This is a genomic window from Haliscomenobacter sp. (genome assembly GCF_041740695.1).
In the GTDB taxonomy this organism is placed as follows: Bacteria; Bacteroidota; Bacteroidia; order Chitinophagales; family Saprospiraceae; genus Haliscomenobacter.
Window position 1 is genome coordinate 20573 of sequence record NZ_JBGSLK010000007.1, and the last position, 19218, is coordinate 39790.

Genomic DNA, 19218 nt, shown 5'->3' on the forward strand with positions numbered 1-19218 from the left:
TTATTTCATTGACAAGCGGGTGAACGCGTCTTTGCCGCATTGTAAAAAGCTACCGTATAGGTTTTCTTCTTGCATTCCTCCCAACGGATTGGTTAATAACTGCCCGTCTGGAGAAAGCAATACGTAATAAGGTTGGCTATTGGTCTTGAAATACTCCGTTTGGAAATGTGCCCATTTGTGGCCGATGTTGCGCAGTTTGCGGGTCCCTCCTTGTGCAGTTTCTACTACAATTTGGTCTTTCTCGGGCAACTCCCGTTTATCATCAACATAAAGAGAGATCAGTACATAATCTTTACTTAGCAGCGGATACACAGGTTTGGTTGGCCACACATTTTCTTCCATTCTGCGGCAATTCACACAAGCGTGCCCAGTGAAATCAATCAGCACTGGTTTGTTTACCTCGCGCGCGTAAGCCAAACCCTGTTGTAAATCCTTGAAGCAGTTTAACTCCTGTGGGCAGTCACAAGGCTTGAACCAACTGTAACATACAGGAGGAGCTAATCCACTCAACAAAGTCAAGGATTGATAGGAACCCGTCGCTTTATTGACCATAAAACCCGTTCCCAGGTAGATCGCAAAAGCCAAGGAAACCAGTCCCATGCCTATTTTTATCCCGTTGGACCTTTCTTTTCCGTAGTGTGGGAAATGAATAAGACCAAACAGATATAAGGCCAAGCCCAGGAAAATCAACAACCAAATCGCGAGGAAAGGCTCGATGGTCAACAACTCCCAATCTTTCACCAAATCCGCATTCGATAAAAATTTGAGGGCCAAGGCTAATTCCAGAAAGCCTAAAACCACTTTGATGGTATTCATCCAACTGCCCGACTTAGGCAAGGATTGCAAAATGCTGGGGAAGGCGGCAAAAACCGCAAAGGGTAGTGCCAGCCCCAATCCAAATCCACCCATCCCTGCCGTCAATTGCCAGGCGCCTCCATCCGAGGTCAAGGCACCCGCGAGCAGAGAGCCCAAAATCGGCCCCGTACAAGAGAAAGAAACCAGGGCTAAAGTCAAGGCGGCAAAAAATATCCCGAGGGCACCGCCTAAATTTTCCGCCTGACTGGAACGATTCACCCAGGAACTCGGCAGTGCAATTTCGTAATATCCAAAAAAGGAAAAGGCAAAAAAGACAAATACGGCAAAGAAGATGATGTTGAGCCACACATTGGTGGAGATATCATTCAAAATATCCGGGTTGATGTTGTCCATCAAGTGAAAAGGGATACTCAAGAGCAGGTAAACCAAAATGATGAAGCCAGCATACATGGAGGCATTTCCAATCAGCTTACCCTTTTTGTTTTGGCTCATTTTGGTGAAAAAACTCACCGTGAAAGGAATCATCGGGAATACACAAGGCGTGAGTAAGGCCAATAACCCGCCAAAGAATCCCAGCAAAAATATTTTGAAAAAACCCGTTTTGGCTGTTATTACTTCATCTGCAACTCCACACTGCCCCAATGGCGCATCGAGTTGAGGTTTATTCAAACCAAAATAGGTTTCTAATGGCGTGGTACCAATGGGAGCTTCAGTTCCCCCTTTAATTGCCTTATTTGCCTCTATCCCCACCAAAGCACTCAGCTTAGCCGGTACAAAGTGAAAATCCACATCCGTTGGCATTGAACAAGTGCTGGCATTGCAAGCCATGAAGTTTAGGAAACCGGTGATGGCTTGTTCGGGATCGGTCACTATTACTTTTTGGGTAAAAACCGCATTGCCTTCAAATTGCTTAACGACTACCCCAAAAAGTGGTTCAAGTTTCTCTTTAATCTTTCCTGCCTCTTTGGTTTTCCCATCTAAGGTGTAGTGTTTACCGGGATTGTACGTAAAGGTCGTAGGAAGTACACCTCCTTCGTCAGTAAATTGAGAATACAAATGCCAGCCAGCTTCAGGAATACCAGTTATCGTGATCTCATAAACGTTTCCCTGCAATTTTTTGATTGAACTTTCCCATTTCGCATAAGCTTGCAGGCCGGGAGCATTCGCTGCACCGGAAAGATCGGTGACCTGGAAATCCGCATTGGCTACTGATGATTCAGGAGCAGTAACAGGTGCCGCATTTTTATCTTGAGCATCCTTTACCTTATCTCCCTCAAGACTACCTACCTTTTTTTTTTCAGCCCCAGCCTCGTTCAACATAAATTTGAACGCAAACTCGGTAGGCGGCAAACACTTCTCGTCGTTGCAGCACATGTACTCCACATACCCGGTGATGGGTTTGGAGGGATCGGTTACTTTGATTTTTTGGCGGAAGGTAGCAGTATGGAACAGTTTGATGACGTTCATGTCGAACATCTTATCGTGGCCTTCCTTGCGGTCACCCTCTTCGATGTTTTTGCCCACCAGTTGGAAAGTACCTTTGTCGTAATGAAAGGAGGTACGCACGGGACCATCGTCGCTTTCCAGGTATTGAGAATAGGTGTTCCAGCCATCCTGAATGTTGGCCACAAAAATCAGTTCATATTCATTTGCACTCAACTTCTTCAAATTGGTCGACCATTTAACCGGGTCTTCAATTTGAGCAGAAACACTAAAAGCACAAAACAACAGGAACAAAAAAGCAACTATTCTCATGGGAAAGTCTTTTTTATAAAAATCTTGAACAGGCACTTTAAGAACAGCTTCAGTTTACCAATGGTTGTAACGCAAAAAACAAATTCAGTGATATAAAGGCCAGGCTGTCCGCGCCGTTACATTGAGGCCGACATGTGGGTCATTTTCACCAGCGAATCAAACAAACGGTGGCCATCGGAATTGCCGAGGATGTCTTCCGAAGCCCGCTCAGGGTGGGGCATCATGCCAAACACATTGCGCTGTTTATTGCAAATGCCCGCAATGTTGTCCAGCGCGCCATTGGGGTTGGCATCTGCGGTAATTTCACCCTTTGGCTCACAATATTTGAATAGAATTTGATCATTGGCTTCCAACTCGGCCAGCGTTTCTGCATCGGCATAAAAGCGACCATCACCGTGGGCAATGGGAATTTTTAACACTTGTCCAGAATGGATACCCGCGGTAAGCGGACTATTGTTGGAGATGGTTTTAAGGTATACGTTTTTGCAGATGTACTGCTGATTGGAATTGCGCAAAAGCACTCCTGGCAGCAATCCAGCTTCACACAAAATCTGGAAACCATTACAAATGCCATACACCAGGCCACCATTATTGGCAAAATCAACCACCGCATTCATGATGGGAGAAAAGCGGGCAATGGCCCCCGAGCGCAAGTAGTCACCAAAAGAAAAGCCCCCAGGCAACACGATACAATCCCCTGCGGCAAAGCCGTCCAATTGGGTTTCTTTGTGCCAAATCTTTACCGTTTCCTGTTGCATGACGTTGCCGAGCACGTGCATCATGTCATCGTCGCAATTGGAGCCGGGAAAAACAACTATGCCGAATTTCATGGTTTGAGCGTTTGGTCATCCGCGAATAACTTCGCCAGATGAATTATGCTTAAAAAATGCAAAGGTAAGGAACTGAAGTGAATGTTGAGTGATGAGACAGCATTTATCCTGGAAAAATAAAGGCCTGATACTTTAAAATCATCACCAGCGCGAACCAGACCATGTGCAAAAATTCGGCCCAATTGCGCGACATCGAACTGAACAGCATTCCACTGAGCAGCCCCGCCGCCGGAGCCAGAATCATCAAGTGTTGTAGCTGCACCCCAGCCTGAATCGGTACACTCAGGATCGCGATGAACAAGGCCCAAAACAACAAGTTGATGCGCTTTTGAGACTGGATGACCCGTTTGCCCGTCAAGCTGCCTTGTTGAAAAATCACCGCCAGGATTAGGATCACAAATACAGTGCTGACCAATAATACAGTAATGGTGAATGGTGTATTTGCCCAGTCCAGCCAGCCAAAAGCCTGCGTGAACTGCAATTTCCAGAACAGGTCAAAATGGTTGAACCAAAAAGCGATGGCCCCCATCAACACATAGGGCACGATCAAGCCCGAAATAGCCATCATTCTTTCTCGCAAATTGAATCCCCGCATCACGTTCAAACCGGTGAAAATAAGGAGCACGAAGACCAGATAAGAGGGATAAAAAAAGCTGGCAATGGCCAAAAAAAAGCCCGCATTGAACACCCGGTCGGCTACCGACTGCTTCTTGAAGGTGTCCATCAATTCATGGAGCGTAAGCAGCAAAAAGAAGTTAGCGGCGTGTAAAGGCGAAAAAACGCCCAATTGTGGCGCAGTACAACTCACCAGGACGTAAAATAACCCCGGCATCATGTTGATGTCTTTGGACAAACGAAAATTGAGGTCAATGTAATTCACCGTAAAGGCGCCCAAAAACAAAAAGCCCAGTGCAAAAAACAGCGCAGTAGTATTGTTCCCCTGAATCAGCTCATGCAGGTAATGGTACAAAATGCCGTACTCGTCGGGCTGGTCTTTCACCTGCAACAAGACTGGGGCTGCCAACATCAAAGTGGCAAAAAACAGTACAAAAATGGTCGACAGAATCTGATTGGTGCGGAATAAAGAGAGCACTAGTTATAGTTTTGCATAGGTAATGAAGCAAATGTATAAAAAGAAGTTGAGAAGTTGAGGAGGTTTAGGAAGGTTGAGGCTACCGCAGCGTTTTTGACGAAGACCTTGTCTAAGTCGCTGCGGTAGCCTCAACCTTCCTAAACCATCTCAACCTCCTCAACTTCTTTTATAAACGATCCAGCGCCAGCGCTAAATCCTCAATCAAATCTTCCACATCTTCAATGCCCACACTCAAGCGGATCAGCGAATTGGTCAGGCCAACTTTGTAACGTTCTTCCAGCGGAATACTGGCATGCGTCATCGTAGCCGGATGGCCAATCAGGGATTCTACGCCACCCAGGGATTCCGCCAGGGTGAACAATTTTGTATTCGACAACACATTTGTAGCGTATTCCAGGGTATCGGTATGCAGGTCAAAAGAAACCATGGCCCCAAAATGCCGCATTTGTTTTTTGGCAATGGCGTGTCCGGGATGGTCGCTAAAGCCTGGGTAATATGTTTTGCGCACTTTGGGATGATTGCGCAAAAACAGGGCGATTTTTTCCGCGTTTTGGCAAGCCCGTTCCACCCGCAAGTGTAAGGTTTTGATGCCCCGCAAAATCAGGAAACAATCCTGTGGCCCCGGCACGGCTCCAATGGCATTTTGCAAAAAGCGCAATTGCTGTGCGATTGAATCATTGTTGGTAATCACTACACCATGAATCACGTCCGAGTGACCACCAATGTATTTGGTGGCAGAATGCATCACGATATCCGCGCCCAAATCCAGTGGGTTTTGCAAATAAGGTGAGGCAAAAGTATTGTCCACACAAGTCAGGATGCCTTGCTCCCGCGCCAGTGTACATACCGCTTTAATATCTACCAAACTGAGCATTGGGTTGGTGGGGGTTTCAATCCACAACATCCGGGTTTTGGCATTGATTTTGGCCGCAATGCTACCCAAATCCTGCATGGGCACAAAATGTGAAACCAGCCCGTAACGCCCATGTACCCGCACCAACTGACGGTAAGATCCACCGTACAGGTCATTGCTGGAAATGAGCTCGTCGCCTGGATTCAACAAACGAATGATGGCATCCATCGCTGCCAGGCCACTGCTGAAGCACACCGCGTGCTCGCCATTCTCCAGAGCCGCCATGTTTTTTTCCAAAACTGAGCGGGTGGGGTTTTGGGTGCGGGCGTATTCATATCCCTGGTGTACCCCAGGTGCTTCCTGTGCATACGTCGAGGTCTGGTATATCGGGGTCATGACCGCGCCAGTGGATGGATCTGGCTCAATGCCCGCATGAATGGCTTTGGTTCCGAATTTCATGATTGCTGTTTGGTTAGGGGCGTAAAGGTAGTAAATTACAACTTCAGCTTCAGTCCCATTTTTTTCATTTCCAACATGGCCTCAGCATTCCCTTTGGCATCATCTACTGGGTGATGCGTATGTGGCGTAATGCGCAGGTGTTTGAAGTTGACAAAGGTGTCCTTGGCCAGACCCTTGTACAAACTCCCCAGATTCTGGGAGCTATGACCAAAGGGGTTTTCGCCCAAAAAATGATGAAAATACCAGCATACAAACATCCAGTCGAAACCATTGTTGTCGCTGATGAAAATGGGTCGATCGGGACAAACTTCCGTTAGCCAATCTTTAAAACGTTGCATTTCTCCTTTGGGCTCCGGAAAACCCAGGGTTTGCTCCCGGGAATAGCCAGAAACGGCCAGTGCCGGGGGCACATATTGCTCCGAAATGGGTCGGAATTGGGCAAAAAAGGTTTGATCCAATTCTGGTTTCACCAGCACTGCCCCTAGGGAAATCAGCGAATAATCACCGGGGATTGGGCCGTCCGCTTCGACGTCCACCATAATGTAAGCCATTGTTTTATTTTTTTGGGGTTGAGAAGGTTGAGGAAGGTTGAGAAAGTTGAGGCTGCCGCGAGCGGTCACTGAGCGAAGCCGAAGTGTCGCTTGTGGTAGCCTCAACCTTCTCAACCTCCCTCAACTTCCCTAAACCATTAACTATCTAAACTTTCTTCCACGCCCAGAGCCAATGCCGCCACATGCGGACACAGCCCTTTAACCGCACAAGTACAACTCACCGCAATCACTTCTTTGCCCCTCACCTTGAGCGATACTTGCTCGATTTTTCCTGCGTAAACCTTGGCGCTCCAGGTATTCCGATACTCTTCCAGGCCAACGAGTGCGCCGTCCAGCCAGAGGTCTTCCCCTTCCATGAGCACTTTAGCCGGAAAAACCTGATCGATTTCGTGGAGGTGAAAAGGAATACCCATGCGTAAAACAGTTATTTTTGGAGCTCAGCGTTTGTTGACTCAGCGTTTATTAAATTCAAATCATGCGCAATCATTTGATTCTCCTACTCTTAACCCTAATGCTACCCACCCTGGTTCCCGCCCAGAAGAAAAAATTCGTGCTTCCACCCGATTTTGTGGAAGTTTCGGGGCTGTACATCACTGCTCCTGATAGCATTTGGTGGCACAACGATAGTGGCGACCGGCCCCGACTTTTGCTCACCGACGGGCGCGGCAGAGTACGCCAGCGCGTAGCCATTCCAGGCATCCAAAACCGCGACTGGGAAGACATTACTGCCGATTCCCAAGGTTTTTTGTACCTGGGTGACTTCGGTAACAACCTCAATCGCCGCGAGGATTTGCGCATTTACCGCTACCATCCCCGTACCCGTCAGCTCGATTCCATCCTGTTCAGCTATCCAGATCAGGTATCCTTCCCGCCTCCTTTGCCTCAATGGAATTTTGATGCCGAAGGTTTTTTGTGGTTTCGCGACTCCTTGCATGTTTTTTCCAAAAACCGCATGGGCGCCGGTAATTACTACACCAAACACTATGTATTGCCTACTCAGCCCGGGAAATATACGGCCATTTTGCGAGATAGTCTCTTGTTGCCCAAGCGGGTAGTGACCGGGGCAGCAGTGAGTCCAGATGGACGTCAAATTGCGCTCTTGTCCTACTTTTACCGCATGACCTTTCTGGGGCTCTTGCCCAAAACCCGTACTACGGTTTGGACCTTATCGGATTTTCCTGGCAGCCAGTTTTTTAAAGGTACCCTAAGCAAAACCAGAGTAAAAAAACCACCCTTGGTACCTACACAATACGAATCGATTGGGTATGTGAGTGAAAAAAGGGTTTTGATCGCTTCAGAGCGTACAATAATGTTTAAACCGAGGGCGAAGCAAGTGAAGTTAAAAAGAAGGGTTGAGAAAGTTGAGGGAGGTTGAGAAGGTTTAGGCTGCCGCAGCGGCTTAAACAAGGTCGCGTCTAAGTCGCTGCGGCAGCCTAAACCTTCTCAACTTCCCTCAACCTTCTCAACCTTTTCCCTATATTTACCAAAACATCAGACACTCCATGCAACCTACACCCATTCGCACCAACGTTGTTGGAAGTTACCCCTTCCCGGGCTGGCTGGAATTTGCAACCCGCCACCTTGGGCAATTTGGCCGGGCAGACATTGAAGAAATGATCGAAGACGCGGTGATAACAGCCATCCACGACCAGGTTAGCGCCGGACTGGATGTCATCACCGATGGCGAACAAACCCGCCTGGATTTCAACCTCTCCTTTTATGGCTACATCAAAGGGATTCAAAACAATGAAACGGAGACCCGCAAGTTTGGGCCAGCCGCGCACGACCAACGAGGCAAACACAGCATCGTAGAGCCCCTGCGCGCACCCGACGGACTTGGTGCTGTCAAAGAATACCTGCGCCTGAAAAAATTAGCCCCGGCTGGTCCTACCCTCAAAACCAGCGTACCCGGACCCTATACCCTCAGCGGCCGCATGTTGCCCAACGAGCAGTACAAGGATCGTTACGCGATTACAGAAGCCCTATTGCCGATTGTACGCAAGGAGCTGGAGGATTTGGTAGCTGCAGGTTGTACCGAAATTACGGTGGATGAACCCTCGATGAGTTGTTACGCCTACAAGGAAGATACCAAACGGTTTGTCGACATCTTCAACCGCACCGTGGAATCCATCCAGGGTAAATGCCGCTTGTCGACCCACATGTGTTTTGGCAATTTCAAAGGCCGCCCGGTAGGTTTTCGCAGCATCAAACCGATGATTCCCGATTTTTTGGACCTCAATGTGGATGAAATTCACATTGAAATGGCCAACCGGGAATTTGCCGAAATTGAATTATTGGCCCCATTTGCCGAAAAAATGGATGTTGCCGTGGGCATCATTGATGTCAAAAACTACTACATCGAAACTGAAGCCGATGTAATCGAGCGCATCAAACGTTGTTTACAGTACGTCCCGGCTGAAAAACTGGCGGTAGCCCCGGATTGTGGACTGAGCCAAACAGCTAGGTGGGCTTCACGCCAAAAATTGTTCAACATGGTCAAAGGAGCAAAAGCAGTACGCGATCAATTGTGATTTTTCAAGTGTTTATTTGAAGTATCCGCAGTACTGGCTACCTTTGCCGCATAAAAACAGCTAGGATGTTTACAATCAATATTTATTTGCGTTTTGCGCTGATGGCGGTGTTGACCCTAGGGGGCATTGCGCTTTCGGCGGCTTTTGGGTTTTGGTATGGTTTTCCCTTCATTTTGATTGGTTTGGGCCTCACCGTGGGTTATGTGCTGCTGGGAACGGTTCAATCTGCGGCTGAAATCATGCAGTCGGGTGATATGGCTGCGGCTACCCAGCGCCTCAACCTGACCTTGAAGCCAGACTGGCTTTACGTCACCAATCGCGCTTATTATTACATGCTCAAAGGCACGATGGCCATGTCGGATAAAGATACTGAAGCAGGTGAAGTATACCTCAGTAAAGCGCAGTCTTTAAAATTACCAACCGACAATGAAAAGGTGATGATTGAACTACAATTGGCCAGCATCAAAGCCAACAAGGGCAAACTCAAAGAAGCTGAAGCGCACATGCGCACCATCAAAAGTCTGAAAGTAACCGAAGGCATGATCAAAAACCAGATCGAGGAATTTGACAAAGCCCTCAAACAAAATAAAGGCCAACTCAATGCCGCCAACCGCATGGGTGCCATGCGTGGCCAAATGATGCAGAAGGGTGGGGGAAGTAGCAAGAGAAGACGGCCACCGATGAGGTAAAAGATAAAAGTGAAAAGTGAAAAGTGAAAAAAATACACCCAGCGGTGAAATCCAAATGGTGTACCTGCTTTTCACTTTTCACTTTTATCTTCATTAACCAATCCCTCTGCGGGTCATCCCCCATCCAAAAGATATGTTCTCCAAATGCCTCAAAACCTTGCGATTGGTACCAGGCGATAGCTTTATGATTGTTTTCCCAAACCCCCAACCAGATCCATTGGTAGTTCGATGCTTGTGCGATCTCCAGCGTTTTTTGCAGCATGAGTTTCCCTAAGCCCAGTTTTTGGAAGCGGTCATCCACATAAATGCGCTGAATTTCCAGAACTTGGTCGCCAGCCTCCTCCAAACCTTTGGCGGGGGCTTCGCGCATCAATTTGCAATACCCTGCATATTCTCCATCAACCATAGTCCAATAAAACAAGCTGAGGGGATCGGCCCATTCTGCCTCGAATTGGGGCAAATTAAAAGCTTTATCGAGGTATTGTTGAAAATAAACGGGCTCATTGAGGTGCCCGTAGTTGCGCACGAAGGTGTCCCGACTCAATTCCAGCAAAAAAGGCAGCTCCTGAGCTTCAACCGCTTTGATGCCAATGTTGTTGTTTCCCATGTTGGATTGCAGGTGTGTTTGAACGACAAATCTAGTAAATCCACAAAATATTTCTACAAATCGGCCCAAAACCCGTATTTTGTGCCTTTGTTTTTGAATCTTGTTATTCTAACCGATGATTTCCAGACAGTTATACCACTTTGGCCGCTACCTCATGATGTTGGGTACAGCCTTGGCTCGCCCCGAGCGGACTTACATGTATTATAAGGAGACCACCCGGCAGATGAACGACATTGGGATTGGCTCCCTGGTGATCGTCATCCTGATTTCCTTGTTTATTGGGGCAGTTACGGCGGTTCAGTTTTCCTATCAATTGGATGGAACCCTGGTTCCGCTCTATTACATTGGCTACATCGTCCGTGACAGTACCATTATTGAATTAGCACCTACGATCACTTGTTTGGTTTTGGCGGGTAAAGTGGGATCGAACATGTCCTCTGAAATTGGCGGGATGCGCCAAAAGGAGCACATCGATGCCATGGAAATCATGGGGGTGAATACGGCAGGGTACTTGGTATTGCCTAAAATCATAGCTGCGCTGGTGGTAATTCCCTTGTTGGTAGCCATTGCGGCTTTTGTGAGTGTCATCGGTGGTTATTTGGCGATGGTGTTGTCGGGGAGCTTGTCCCACAACGATTACATCATGGGCGTGCGGTCGTTTTTTAAAGATGGCAATGTTACCATGATGTTTGTCAAAGCGATTGTATTTGCTTTCATCCTCACTTCGGTATCCTGTTACCAGGGCTATTACGTCAAAGGGGGGAGTATTGAATTGGGTAAGGCCAGCACCAATGCGGTGGTATTCAGTGACATTTTGATCCTTTTGGCCGATTACCTGATTGCATCTATTTTAACCTAATTCAGCATGATTCGCACCATAGACGTCTATAAATCATTCAACGACCAGGAAGTGCTCAAGGGCGTAACCACGGAGTTTTTCCCAGGGAAAACCAACCTGATCATTGGTAGAAGTGGGGCTGGTAAAACGGTTTTGCTGAAAATACTTGTAGGGTTGGTAACACCCACCGCTGGCGATATCTTTTACGGCGATGTCAATTTTAGCCAACTGAATAAAAAGGAAATGCGGGCCATCCGAATGAAGGTTGGCATGCTGTTCCAAGGTTCGGCACTGTTTGATTCCATGTCAGTAGAGGAAAACATCCGCTTCCCGCTCGATATGTTCACCAGCATGACCTGGAAGGAAAAAGCCATGCAGGTCGACTCTTGTTTGGAACGGGTGAGCCTGGGTCAAGTGCACAAAAAATACCCCTCTGAAATCAGTGGCGGGATGCAAAAACGGGTAGGGATCGCCCGAGCCATTGTGCTTAACCCGGAATACCTCTTTTGCGACGAACCCAACTCCGGGCTCGATCCCAAAACCGCCATCGTGATCGATGAATTGATCCGCGAAATCACCATCGATAAAAACATCACCACGGTGATCAACACCCACGACATGAACTCGGTGATGGAGATCGGCGACAACATCGTCCTGATCCACGAAGGGAAACTGGCCTGGCGTGGCGACAAAAGCGAGGTACTCGAAAGCACCAATGACACGCTCCAGCAGTTCATTTTTGCTTCGCCGTTTTTGCAACGCCTCCGTGCAGCTGCGCTCGAGCGCTCGCAGGAAGGCTAAATTCTTTTTGAAAAAAAGTCAATAGCACTTGCATATGTTCCCAGTGGACTATAATTTTGCATCGCTCTAAACGAAAGAGCAATCGACCCCCGTGGTCATTCATACCTTGCCCAGATGGTGAAATTGGTAGACACGCTACTTTGAGGTGGTAGTTCCGCAAGGTGTGCAGGTTCGAATCCTGTTCTGGGCACCATAATTTATGGTTACATCAACTACAGAAGCTCGATTGCTCTCTGTAGTTTGTTGTTTTAGGGCTTTCCGTTTATTTTTCCCTCCAAATTTTCCCAGCATAAAACTTAATGCCTCTCTCAAGCGTATATTCTGAATATTTCTTATCATTACACTCGAAGAATATTCACCCAGAGCTTGTTTAAGTTCTAAAGCGCAAATCCTTTATGGACACACCAAGTGGTATATTGTACAACAAAGATGGCTCCACCGCTGAAAACAAAGAGGCGGAAAAACTGGAACGCATCGCGGCAATCCTCAAAACGGTAGCTCACCCTATGCGCTTGGGCATCATTCACTTGCTCGAACAACATCCGAAACTTTCGGTCACCGAAATTTGCGACATGTTGGGCAGCGAACAATCTCTTACCTCTCACCATTTGCAAAACATGCGTTTGCGAGGTTTGATTTCGGTCAAACGTGAAGGTCGGAGTATGTTGTATTCCTTGAAAGAACGGGATGTTTCCCTCATTTTGGAATGTCTCGACAATTGCCAATGCAACATTTGAGGTTGGAAAGAAATAAAAGCCTGGCTTGCTTAAGTGTTGTACAGCAGTAAGCCAGCTATCGTTTTTTTTAACGGATACATGAAAACATCTTCATGTATTCATTTTAAAGCTTCTTTTAATCAAATGAGCACAACGACAAACAGCAGCTCCAAGTTGAGCAGAATGTTGGGGATGAAATGCCCCAATTGTGGCGAAGGTGACCTTTTTCCCACGCCCACTTTTTCCTTCAAACGCCCTTTGGACATGCACGAAAAGTGCCCCAACTGCCAAATGTCCTATTTCCCTGAACCCGGCTTTTATTACGGGGCCATGTTCATTTCCTACATCACCTCAGGCTTTTTTTCCATTGGTTTTGTGATGCTCTTGCACTGGGTGCTCAACCTGAGTATCGAGTTGTCCTTTGCCATCCTAATCGCTATCTCTGCGCTGTTTTATGTATTTGTTTTCCGCATTTCCCGCTCGATTTGGCTGGGATTGATGGCTAATACGAAATTGCAGGGTAAAATTTAGGACTCAATATGCTGGATGAGCAGATTTTAGAACTCGTACGCAAGCATTTTCCCAACATTGCGGAAAAAGCGCTGCAAGAAGAAATTGCCACTGTGGGCAAACTCACTGAGTTTTCGGCAGGTACAGTGATCATGGACGTAGGCCAGTACGTCAAACTGGTTCCCTTGGTCATTGAGGGAGCCATCAAGGTATCTCGTGAAGACGAGGATGGCCACGAGCTTTTTTTGTACTATCTGCAAGGAGGACAAACCTGTTCCATGTCCTTCACCTGCTGCATGATGAACAAAAAAAGTGAAATCCGCACCATCGCTGAGGAAAATACCAAAATGATCGGCATTCCCATCCGCTACGTGGACGAATGGATGACGAAGTACCAAAGTTGGAAAAACTTCGTCATGCAAACCTACGATTACCGCATGATGGAACTGGTGCGCACCATCGACAGCATCGCTTTTCACCACATGGACGAGCGCTTGTTGGCGTATTTGGACAAAAAAGCGAAAGCTACCCATTCCAAAGTGATCACGGCCACCCATCAGGAAATTGCCTACGACCTGAATGCCTCGCGCGAAGCGGTTTCTCGCCTGCTCAAACAGTTGGAAAACGATGGCCAAGTAAAACTGGGGCGCAACAAAATTGAGTTGATTTAAACCCATACTACTGGACATTTTGCTCGGAGGACATGAATAGCCCCTGGCTTTAGCCTGGGGTCGGAAAACGCCTCTTGATCGGGCTTTAGCCCAAATCTAAATCAAACAAGGGCTAAAGCCCAAATCGGAGGTTATTGCGCCAACCCCAGGCTAAAGCCAGGGGCTATTCATGTGCCCTCCGCGTCTGAAAAACAAAAATGTCCATTAGTGTAGTTTAGACTTTGATGTAGATTTTGTTGCGGTACAAGATCCAGCAAGCGCCCAAAATCAACAATACATTGCAGATCGCCCAGGCCAGGGAGGCATTCATCGGCGACAAGAAGGTCACAAAACTGTGCTGGTACAACCAGGCACCCAAACCAATTGGTTCACCGTCTGGCCCCCCGACTTTGATGGTGCCCAACAGACGAGCCACTACGCCCGATAGCACAAAAGCAAAAAGTGCATTGACCCCATACACCTGAAAAGGTTTGATCCAGCCCTTCCAGCCCTTGATGTCGACCAACCAATAAATGGTCCCCAAAAACAACAGCGAGATGCCCGCCATGTACACCACGTAGGAGCTGGTCCAGATTTTTTTATTCAGCGGAAACACCTCATTCCAGATCAAACCCAGTGCAAAAAGCAGCGACCCTACCGCCAATAAACCATTGACCTTTTCATGATCCGTTTTTGAAGTGCGCAGCCACTCTCCGGTTAGCATCCCGGCGATACCTGTACCAATCGCTGGAATGGTGCTCAATAAACCTTCGGGATCCCAAGTTTTGACGGCTGCCCAAAGGTGGTTGGTGCTGAAAATTGCCCGGTCCAGCCAGGCACCGAGGTTTGTTTCAGCTTCCAGGTTGGGCGCAATTCCGCCTGGCACTGGCACCAGGGTCATCAGCGCCCAATACACCAGCAGCAAAACAATTCCCGTCAGCAACTGCATCCGTGGACTGGCTTTTAAAAACAAAAATCCACAAGCAAGGTAGACCAGTCCAATGCGCTGCAACACCCCAGGAAAACGCATATGGCTAAAATCGTAATAAAAGATGCCAATAAGCGCCATTCCAGCTGCCGCTGCTAGCGCCAGATAAGAGATCCATTTGCGGCGTTGTTGCCAGAGCTCGGTTTTAAACTGGGTCTGATTCAGTACCTCGCGGATGAATACCGAGATCATCGCAATGGCCATCAGAACCAGGTGCACAATGTACCAGGGACTACTTTTGTCTTTAAAATAAAAATTCGGATGAGCGGTCAGAAACAGACCAATGCCGATGATGATCAAGGAACGGCTGACAATTTTATAGTAGATTTTACGCAAATCTTCGCCCTGATCCTTGCGCTTGCCCAAAGCCAGTGGAATCGCCACCCCGACCATAAACAAAAAGAAAGGAAAAACCCAGTCCGTAGGTGTACACCCATGCCAATCCGCATGCAATAAAGGCCTATAAACATTGCCCCAATCACCAGGGTTGTTGACCAGGATCATGCCAGCGATGGTGAGCCCACGCATGACATCGAGGGAAAGAAGGCGGGTAGATGTTTGCATCTGTTGAAGGGTTGAAGGATTTGTGGGGGAAAAATAAGGAAAGGGTTCCAGAGTTCCAAGCTGACAGCTTTCAGCAATGAGCTGTCAGCCATCAGCAGATTGTCGTTGGCTGAAAGATGATAGCTGATTGCTCATAGCTGAAAGCTGATTGCAACCTCCCGAGATTTCCTTTGTCTTTGATTCAAAAAAACTCTACAATATGAAAATTGCTCATTTTCGCACATTCCTTTTATTGCTGGTCGTATGTTGGTACAGTTCAGCAATGGCTCAAAACTATAACAATGGCCCCGCCATCACTGGTCAGGGTGAAATTGTGAAGAAAAAACTGAATGTGGACAATTTCCACAGCCTCGGTTTAGGCATCCATGCCACCGTTTATTTGACTCAAGGCAGCAGCCATTCCGTTGAAATTGAAGCGCAACAGAACATAATCGACAACCTGGAGCTGGAAGTAGAAAATGGTTCCTGGAACATCAAGGGCAAAAAAAGAATCAAGGATTACAAAGACGTGGTGATCCACATCACCATGCCCACGGTGAAAGCCCTTTCAATTGGCGGCTCTGGTAAAATCGTTGGCAAAAACGAATTCAAAAACCTGGAAGAACTGAAGGTTTCCATCGGCGGCAGTGGCGAGGTTTCTCTGGCTGGTTCAGCAACCGCAACCAGCATCAGCATTGCCGGAAGCGGCAAGGTAGACGTACGCCAATTGGGCAGCGGCAGCAGCAAAGTCAGCATCGCGGGCAGCGGTGATGCTTATGTAGATGCCAAAGACAAATTGACCGTTTCGATTGCTGGCTCAGGCAGCGTGTTTTACTCTGGGAAACCGAGTGTAAAAACCAGTGTAGCCGGGTCGGGGAAAGTAGAATCATTGTAATACCAGTACGGAGTAAATATAAGTCATCCCGAATTCTGACTTCCCAACCGCGGCAGCGGTTGAATCTTGAATAGCCGCGGTCGTCCGCGGGTTTAGCCGTTTTGCGCCGCTTTGCAACCGCGGTAGCGGTTGAATTTTGCCCAGATTTGTTCAACCGCTACCGCGGTTGTGGCACATTCCGCCGGGTATTTCACCGCGGACGACCGCGGCTATTCAAAATTAAATCACTCCGTGATTCTAATTACTTTCTTGAAATTAAAATTCGGGATGACTCATGTCAATAGATCATTTATTGCTATGAAAAAAAGTTTGCCTCTATCAATGCAGTTTATGCTACTCGGAGTGTTGGGCTTTTTGTATGCTTGCCAGCCGGAAAAAGTTGATTTTGAGGCCGAAAAACAAAAATTACTTAGCTTGCACCAGGCACAGCAATACGCCCATCTACAAAAAAATGTTGAAGCCTTTATCTCACAGTTTGATCAAAAAATGCTTTCCGTAAACCATGGTAAAATCACAACCATGAGCCCTGAAGCTGCCCGCCCCCGGATCCAAAGTTATTTCGATCAGGTCAGCTTTAAAAAATGGGCCGATGTCAGTCCGCCGAGAATTGAGTTTTCCGATGATGGATCCATGGCCTACATGGTGGTAGATAAAATGGTGATTTTGACCTATCTCGATGAAAAAAAGCAGACTATAGAAGAAAGCACCAATTTTGCCTGGGTCAGCATCTGCAAAAAGCAGCCCGATGGCAAATGGAAGATTGTTTGTAATGTCTCTACTAATGAACCAGAAGTCAAAAAAATTCTAGAATAATCCAAGCGCATTACCCGCCAAAAATATGATTTGTAAAAACTTTTTGGAAAAACTATAGGTTATGCTCAACTAATTCTACTCCAAGCCTTCCTTGCCTTACTCTCCTTTGCCAATTGTACGCCTAAAATCTCATGTTCCGGGCGTTTAAAATAGGGGTCGTCATCCAATATTCGTGCAGCTACTTCCCGGGCCGCATGCAGAATTTTTCCATCCTTGGCCAAATCAGCCAGGCGGAGGTTGACGATACCACTCTGTTGGGTGCCTTCAATGTCGCCGGGGCCACGTAGCTTGAGGTCGGCTTCTGCGATTTCGAAGCCATTGTTGGTTCGCACCATCGTTTGGATGCGCTCTTTGCTATCCTTACTCAATTTAAAACTCGACATCAACAAACAATAAGATTGCTCGCCACCACGCCCCACCCGGCCGCGCAACTGATGCAATTGCGAAAGGCCAAAACGCTCGGTATTCTCCACAACCATCACCGTAGCGTTGGGCACATTTACCCCTACTTCGATAACGGTGGTAGCCACCATGATGTTGGTTTCTCCGCGTACAAAACGTTGCATTTCAAATTCCTTATCCGCCGCCTTCATCTTGCCATGAACGATGCTGATCTGGAAATCCGGGAGTGGAAACTCACGCGAAATGACTTCATATCCCGTCATCAGGTTTTGCAAGTCTAGTTTTTCAGACTCCTCAATCATCGGGTACACGATGTACACCTGCCGCCCCAGCGCAATCTGCTCGCGCATAAACCCGATCACCCTCAGGCGATGGTTTTCGGTACGGTGCAAGGTGACAATATCCTTCCGCCCCGGTGGCAATTCGTCAATGACCGATACGTCCAAATCCCCATACAAAGTCATGGCCAGGGTACGGGGAATCGGGGTGGCGGTCATTACCAACACATGCGGCGGAAATGGTTTGGTCTTTTTCCACAAGGCAGCCCTTTGCGCAACGCCAAAGCGGTGTTGCTCATCGGTGATGGCCAGGGCCAGGTTTTTGAATACCACCCAATCTTCAATCAAGGCATGAGTACCAATCAGGATATGGATTTCACCTGCGGCGAGCCGTTCCAAAATATGTTTTCGCGCTTTCCCTTTGATGCTACCCGATAAAAAAGCGACTTCTACCGGGGAATCCTGCAAATAATTGCTGATCGAGATAAAGTGTTGCTGTGCCAAAATCTCGGTAGGCGCCATCATACAGGTTTGAAAGCCATTGTCCAGTGCCATCAGCATCGCCAAAAGCGCCACCATGGTTTTCCCGCTCCCTACATCACCTTGAATCAGGCGGTTCATTTGGACACCCATTCCCAAGTCGCGGCGAATTTCCTTGAGCACCTTTTTTTGGGCATTGGTCAGTTCAAAAGGCAATTTGTTTTGGTAAAAATTGTTGAAGTACTCGCCAATTTTTTCAAATACGTAGCCCTTCACTTCATCCTTGCGGCGGCGTTTGATTTGCAACAAGCGCAGTTGCATGAAAAAAAGCTCCTCAAACTTGAGTCGATTGCTGGCTGCTTTGAGTTCATCCTCGGTACGGGGGAAGTGAATCAAAAGCATCGCTTCAAAATGACTCGGGAAATGGAACTTTTTGACGATGTAATTTGGTAATGTCTCCGGAAGCTGAGCAGGCTCCAGTTTTTCCAGCAAAGTTTTGAGCAATCGCCGACGGCTTTTAGCGTCCAAACCTTGTGCATTCAGCTTTTCGGTACTGGGATAAACGGGTGCAAAAGCAGTGGCAGTTTGGGTGTTTTCGGTGGAGACCACTTCCATTTCAGGATGTGGAATCGAAAAAGAGTCCATGAACGCATTGACTCGACCGTAAATCACATATTCCTGGCCAATCACCAATTGTTTTTGCAACCAGGAAATTCCGGTAAACCAAACCAGGGAAATCACCCCACTTTCATCGCGAAATTGGCCAACCAGGCGGGTTTTGCGGCCTTCTCCTTCGGTACTGAAGCGGCGCAAGACTCCCTTGAGTTGTACGTTGCCACTGTCCTCAGTAAGGTCAGCAATGCGGTGGAATTGGGTTTTGTCGATGTACCGGCTGGGATAGGCCAACAGCAAATCTGCGAAAGTAGCGATACCGAGCTCTTTACGCAGCAATTCACCTTTTTTGGGGCCAACCCCTTTGAGGTATTCAATTGGGCTATCCAGAATATACAGCATATTTTTTGCTGATTGGTAACGCAGAAAAATTAACTTCCCGATTTGGGTTTTGAATAGGAAGTCGAACGGTTCATTTCAAGTGAGCTTCCTATTCAAAACCCTCAAA

Annotated in this window: 19 protein-coding genes and 1 tRNA gene; 11 read left to right on the plus strand and 9 right to left on the minus strand. The window is 47.5% G+C overall.

The window, feature by feature from the left end; genetic code table 11:
• The 6 genes from ACEW9O_RS01270 to ACEW9O_RS01295 form a co-directional block, all read right to left on the minus strand.
• On the minus strand, nucleotides 1–2571 hold the full coding sequence (locus ACEW9O_RS01270; RefSeq protein WP_373548302.1) for a cytochrome c biogenesis protein CcdA: 2571 nt from the start codon (nucleotides 2569–2571) through the stop codon (nucleotides 1–3).
• A 116-nt stretch (nucleotides 2572–2687) separates the two neighbouring features.
• Nucleotides 2688–3401 (minus strand): phosphoribosylformylglycinamidine synthase subunit PurQ, encoded by a 714-nt coding sequence (gene purQ / locus ACEW9O_RS01275; RefSeq protein WP_373548303.1) that lies wholly within the window; start codon nucleotides 3399–3401, stop codon nucleotides 2688–2690.
• A 103-nt stretch (nucleotides 3402–3504) separates the two neighbouring features.
• A complete protein-coding gene (locus tag ACEW9O_RS01280) occupies nucleotides 3505–4494 on the minus strand; it encodes a hypothetical protein (RefSeq protein ID WP_373548304.1) in 990 nt (329 codons plus the stop codon).
• Between the two features lie 166 nt (nucleotides 4495–4660).
• Nucleotides 4661–5806, minus strand: coding sequence for a cystathionine gamma-synthase (locus ACEW9O_RS01285; protein ID WP_373548305.1), 1146 nt, complete (start codon nucleotides 5804–5806; stop codon nucleotides 4661–4663).
• Nucleotides 5807–5841: 35 nt separating this feature from the next.
• Nucleotides 5842–6357 carry an exonuclease gene (locus ACEW9O_RS01290; RefSeq protein WP_373548306.1) on the minus strand — a complete coding sequence of 172 codons (516 nt, stop codon included), beginning with the start codon at nucleotides 6355–6357 and terminating at the stop codon, nucleotides 5842–5844.
• 137 nt (nucleotides 6358–6494) lie between these two features.
• On the minus strand, nucleotides 6495–6770 hold the full coding sequence (locus tag ACEW9O_RS01295; RefSeq protein WP_373548307.1) for an SWIM zinc finger domain-containing protein: 276 nt from the start codon (nucleotides 6768–6770) through the stop codon (nucleotides 6495–6497).
• Nucleotides 6771–6832: 62 nt separating this feature from the next.
• Between ACEW9O_RS01295 and ACEW9O_RS01300 the strand changes: the two genes are divergently transcribed.
• The 3 genes from ACEW9O_RS01300 (at nucleotide 6833) to ACEW9O_RS01310 (ending at nucleotide 9577) form a co-directional block, all read left to right on the plus strand.
• Nucleotides 6833–7732 (plus strand): hypothetical protein, encoded by a 900-nt coding sequence (locus ACEW9O_RS01300; protein WP_373548308.1) that lies wholly within the window; start codon nucleotides 6833–6835, stop codon nucleotides 7730–7732.
• A 127-nt stretch (nucleotides 7733–7859) separates the two neighbouring features.
• Nucleotides 7860–8888, plus strand: a complete 1029-nt coding sequence (locus ACEW9O_RS01305; RefSeq protein WP_373548309.1) for a methionine synthase — start codon at nucleotides 7860–7862, stop codon at nucleotides 8886–8888.
• Between the two features lie 65 nt (nucleotides 8889–8953).
• Nucleotides 8954–9577, plus strand: a complete 624-nt coding sequence (locus ACEW9O_RS01310; RefSeq protein WP_373548310.1) for a hypothetical protein — start codon at nucleotides 8954–8956, stop codon at nucleotides 9575–9577.
• Here ACEW9O_RS01310 and ACEW9O_RS01315 read toward each other — a convergent pair.
• A complete protein-coding gene (locus ACEW9O_RS01315; protein WP_373548311.1) occupies nucleotides 9486–10184 on the minus strand; it encodes a GNAT family N-acetyltransferase in 699 nt (232 codons plus the stop codon). The two genes, ACEW9O_RS01310 and ACEW9O_RS01315, sit on opposite strands and share 92 nt — an antisense overlap.
• A 115-nt stretch (nucleotides 10185–10299) precedes the next feature.
• Here ACEW9O_RS01315 and ACEW9O_RS01320 point away from each other — a divergent pair, with 115 nt between their 5' ends.
• The 6 genes from ACEW9O_RS01320 to ACEW9O_RS01345 all read left to right on the plus strand — a co-directional run bounded on the left by ACEW9O_RS01320 (nucleotide 10300) and on the right by ACEW9O_RS01345 (nucleotide 13720).
• On the plus strand, nucleotides 10300–11043 hold the full coding sequence (locus ACEW9O_RS01320) for an MlaE family ABC transporter permease (RefSeq protein ID WP_373548312.1): 744 nt from the start codon (nucleotides 10300–10302) through the stop codon (nucleotides 11041–11043).
• Nucleotides 11044–11049: 6 nt separating this feature from the next.
• Nucleotides 11050–11823: an ABC transporter ATP-binding protein gene (locus tag ACEW9O_RS01325; RefSeq protein ID WP_373548313.1), complete on the plus strand. Its 774-nt coding sequence runs from the start codon at nucleotides 11050–11052 to the stop codon at nucleotides 11821–11823.
• 108 nt (nucleotides 11824–11931) lie between these two features.
• Nucleotides 11932–12016: transfer RNA gene (locus tag ACEW9O_RS01330), tRNA-Leu, on the plus strand.
• 202 nt (nucleotides 12017–12218) lie between these two features.
• Nucleotides 12219–12560, plus strand: a complete 342-nt coding sequence (locus ACEW9O_RS01335; RefSeq protein ID WP_373548314.1) for an ArsR/SmtB family transcription factor — start codon at nucleotides 12219–12221, stop codon at nucleotides 12558–12560.
• Between the two features lie 123 nt (nucleotides 12561–12683).
• Nucleotides 12684–13070, plus strand: coding sequence for a DUF983 domain-containing protein (locus tag ACEW9O_RS01340; protein WP_373548315.1), 387 nt, complete (start codon nucleotides 12684–12686; stop codon nucleotides 13068–13070).
• A gap of 8 nt (nucleotides 13071–13078) precedes the next feature.
• On the plus strand, nucleotides 13079–13720 hold the full coding sequence (locus tag ACEW9O_RS01345) for a Crp/Fnr family transcriptional regulator (protein ID WP_373548316.1): 642 nt from the start codon (nucleotides 13079–13081) through the stop codon (nucleotides 13718–13720).
• A gap of 214 nt (nucleotides 13721–13934) precedes the next feature.
• Here ACEW9O_RS01345 and ACEW9O_RS01350 read toward each other — a convergent pair whose 3' ends face one another.
• Nucleotides 13935–15251: an acyltransferase family protein gene (locus ACEW9O_RS01350; protein ID WP_373548317.1), complete on the minus strand. Its 1317-nt coding sequence runs from the start codon at nucleotides 15249–15251 to the stop codon at nucleotides 13935–13937.
• A gap of 199 nt (nucleotides 15252–15450) precedes the next feature.
• On the opposite strand from ACEW9O_RS01350, the gene ACEW9O_RS01355 reads away from it, so the two are divergent.
• Together ACEW9O_RS01355 and ACEW9O_RS01360 are read left to right on the plus strand one after the other, a co-directional pair.
• Nucleotides 15451–16125: a head GIN domain-containing protein gene (locus ACEW9O_RS01355; protein WP_373548318.1), complete on the plus strand. Its 675-nt coding sequence runs from the start codon at nucleotides 15451–15453 to the stop codon at nucleotides 16123–16125.
• A gap of 168 nt (nucleotides 16126–16293) precedes the next feature.
• Complete coding sequence (locus ACEW9O_RS01360; RefSeq protein WP_373548319.1) at nucleotides 16294–16938, plus strand: hypothetical protein; 645 nt, start codon at nucleotides 16294–16296, stop codon at nucleotides 16936–16938.
• Between the two features lie 65 nt (nucleotides 16939–17003).
• Here the strand turns inward: ACEW9O_RS01360 and recG are convergent, their stop codons facing one another.
• A complete protein-coding gene (gene recG / locus ACEW9O_RS01365) occupies nucleotides 17004–19112 on the minus strand; it encodes an ATP-dependent DNA helicase RecG (protein ID WP_373548320.1) in 2109 nt (702 codons plus the stop codon).
• Nucleotides 19113–19218 lie beyond the last annotated feature (106 nt).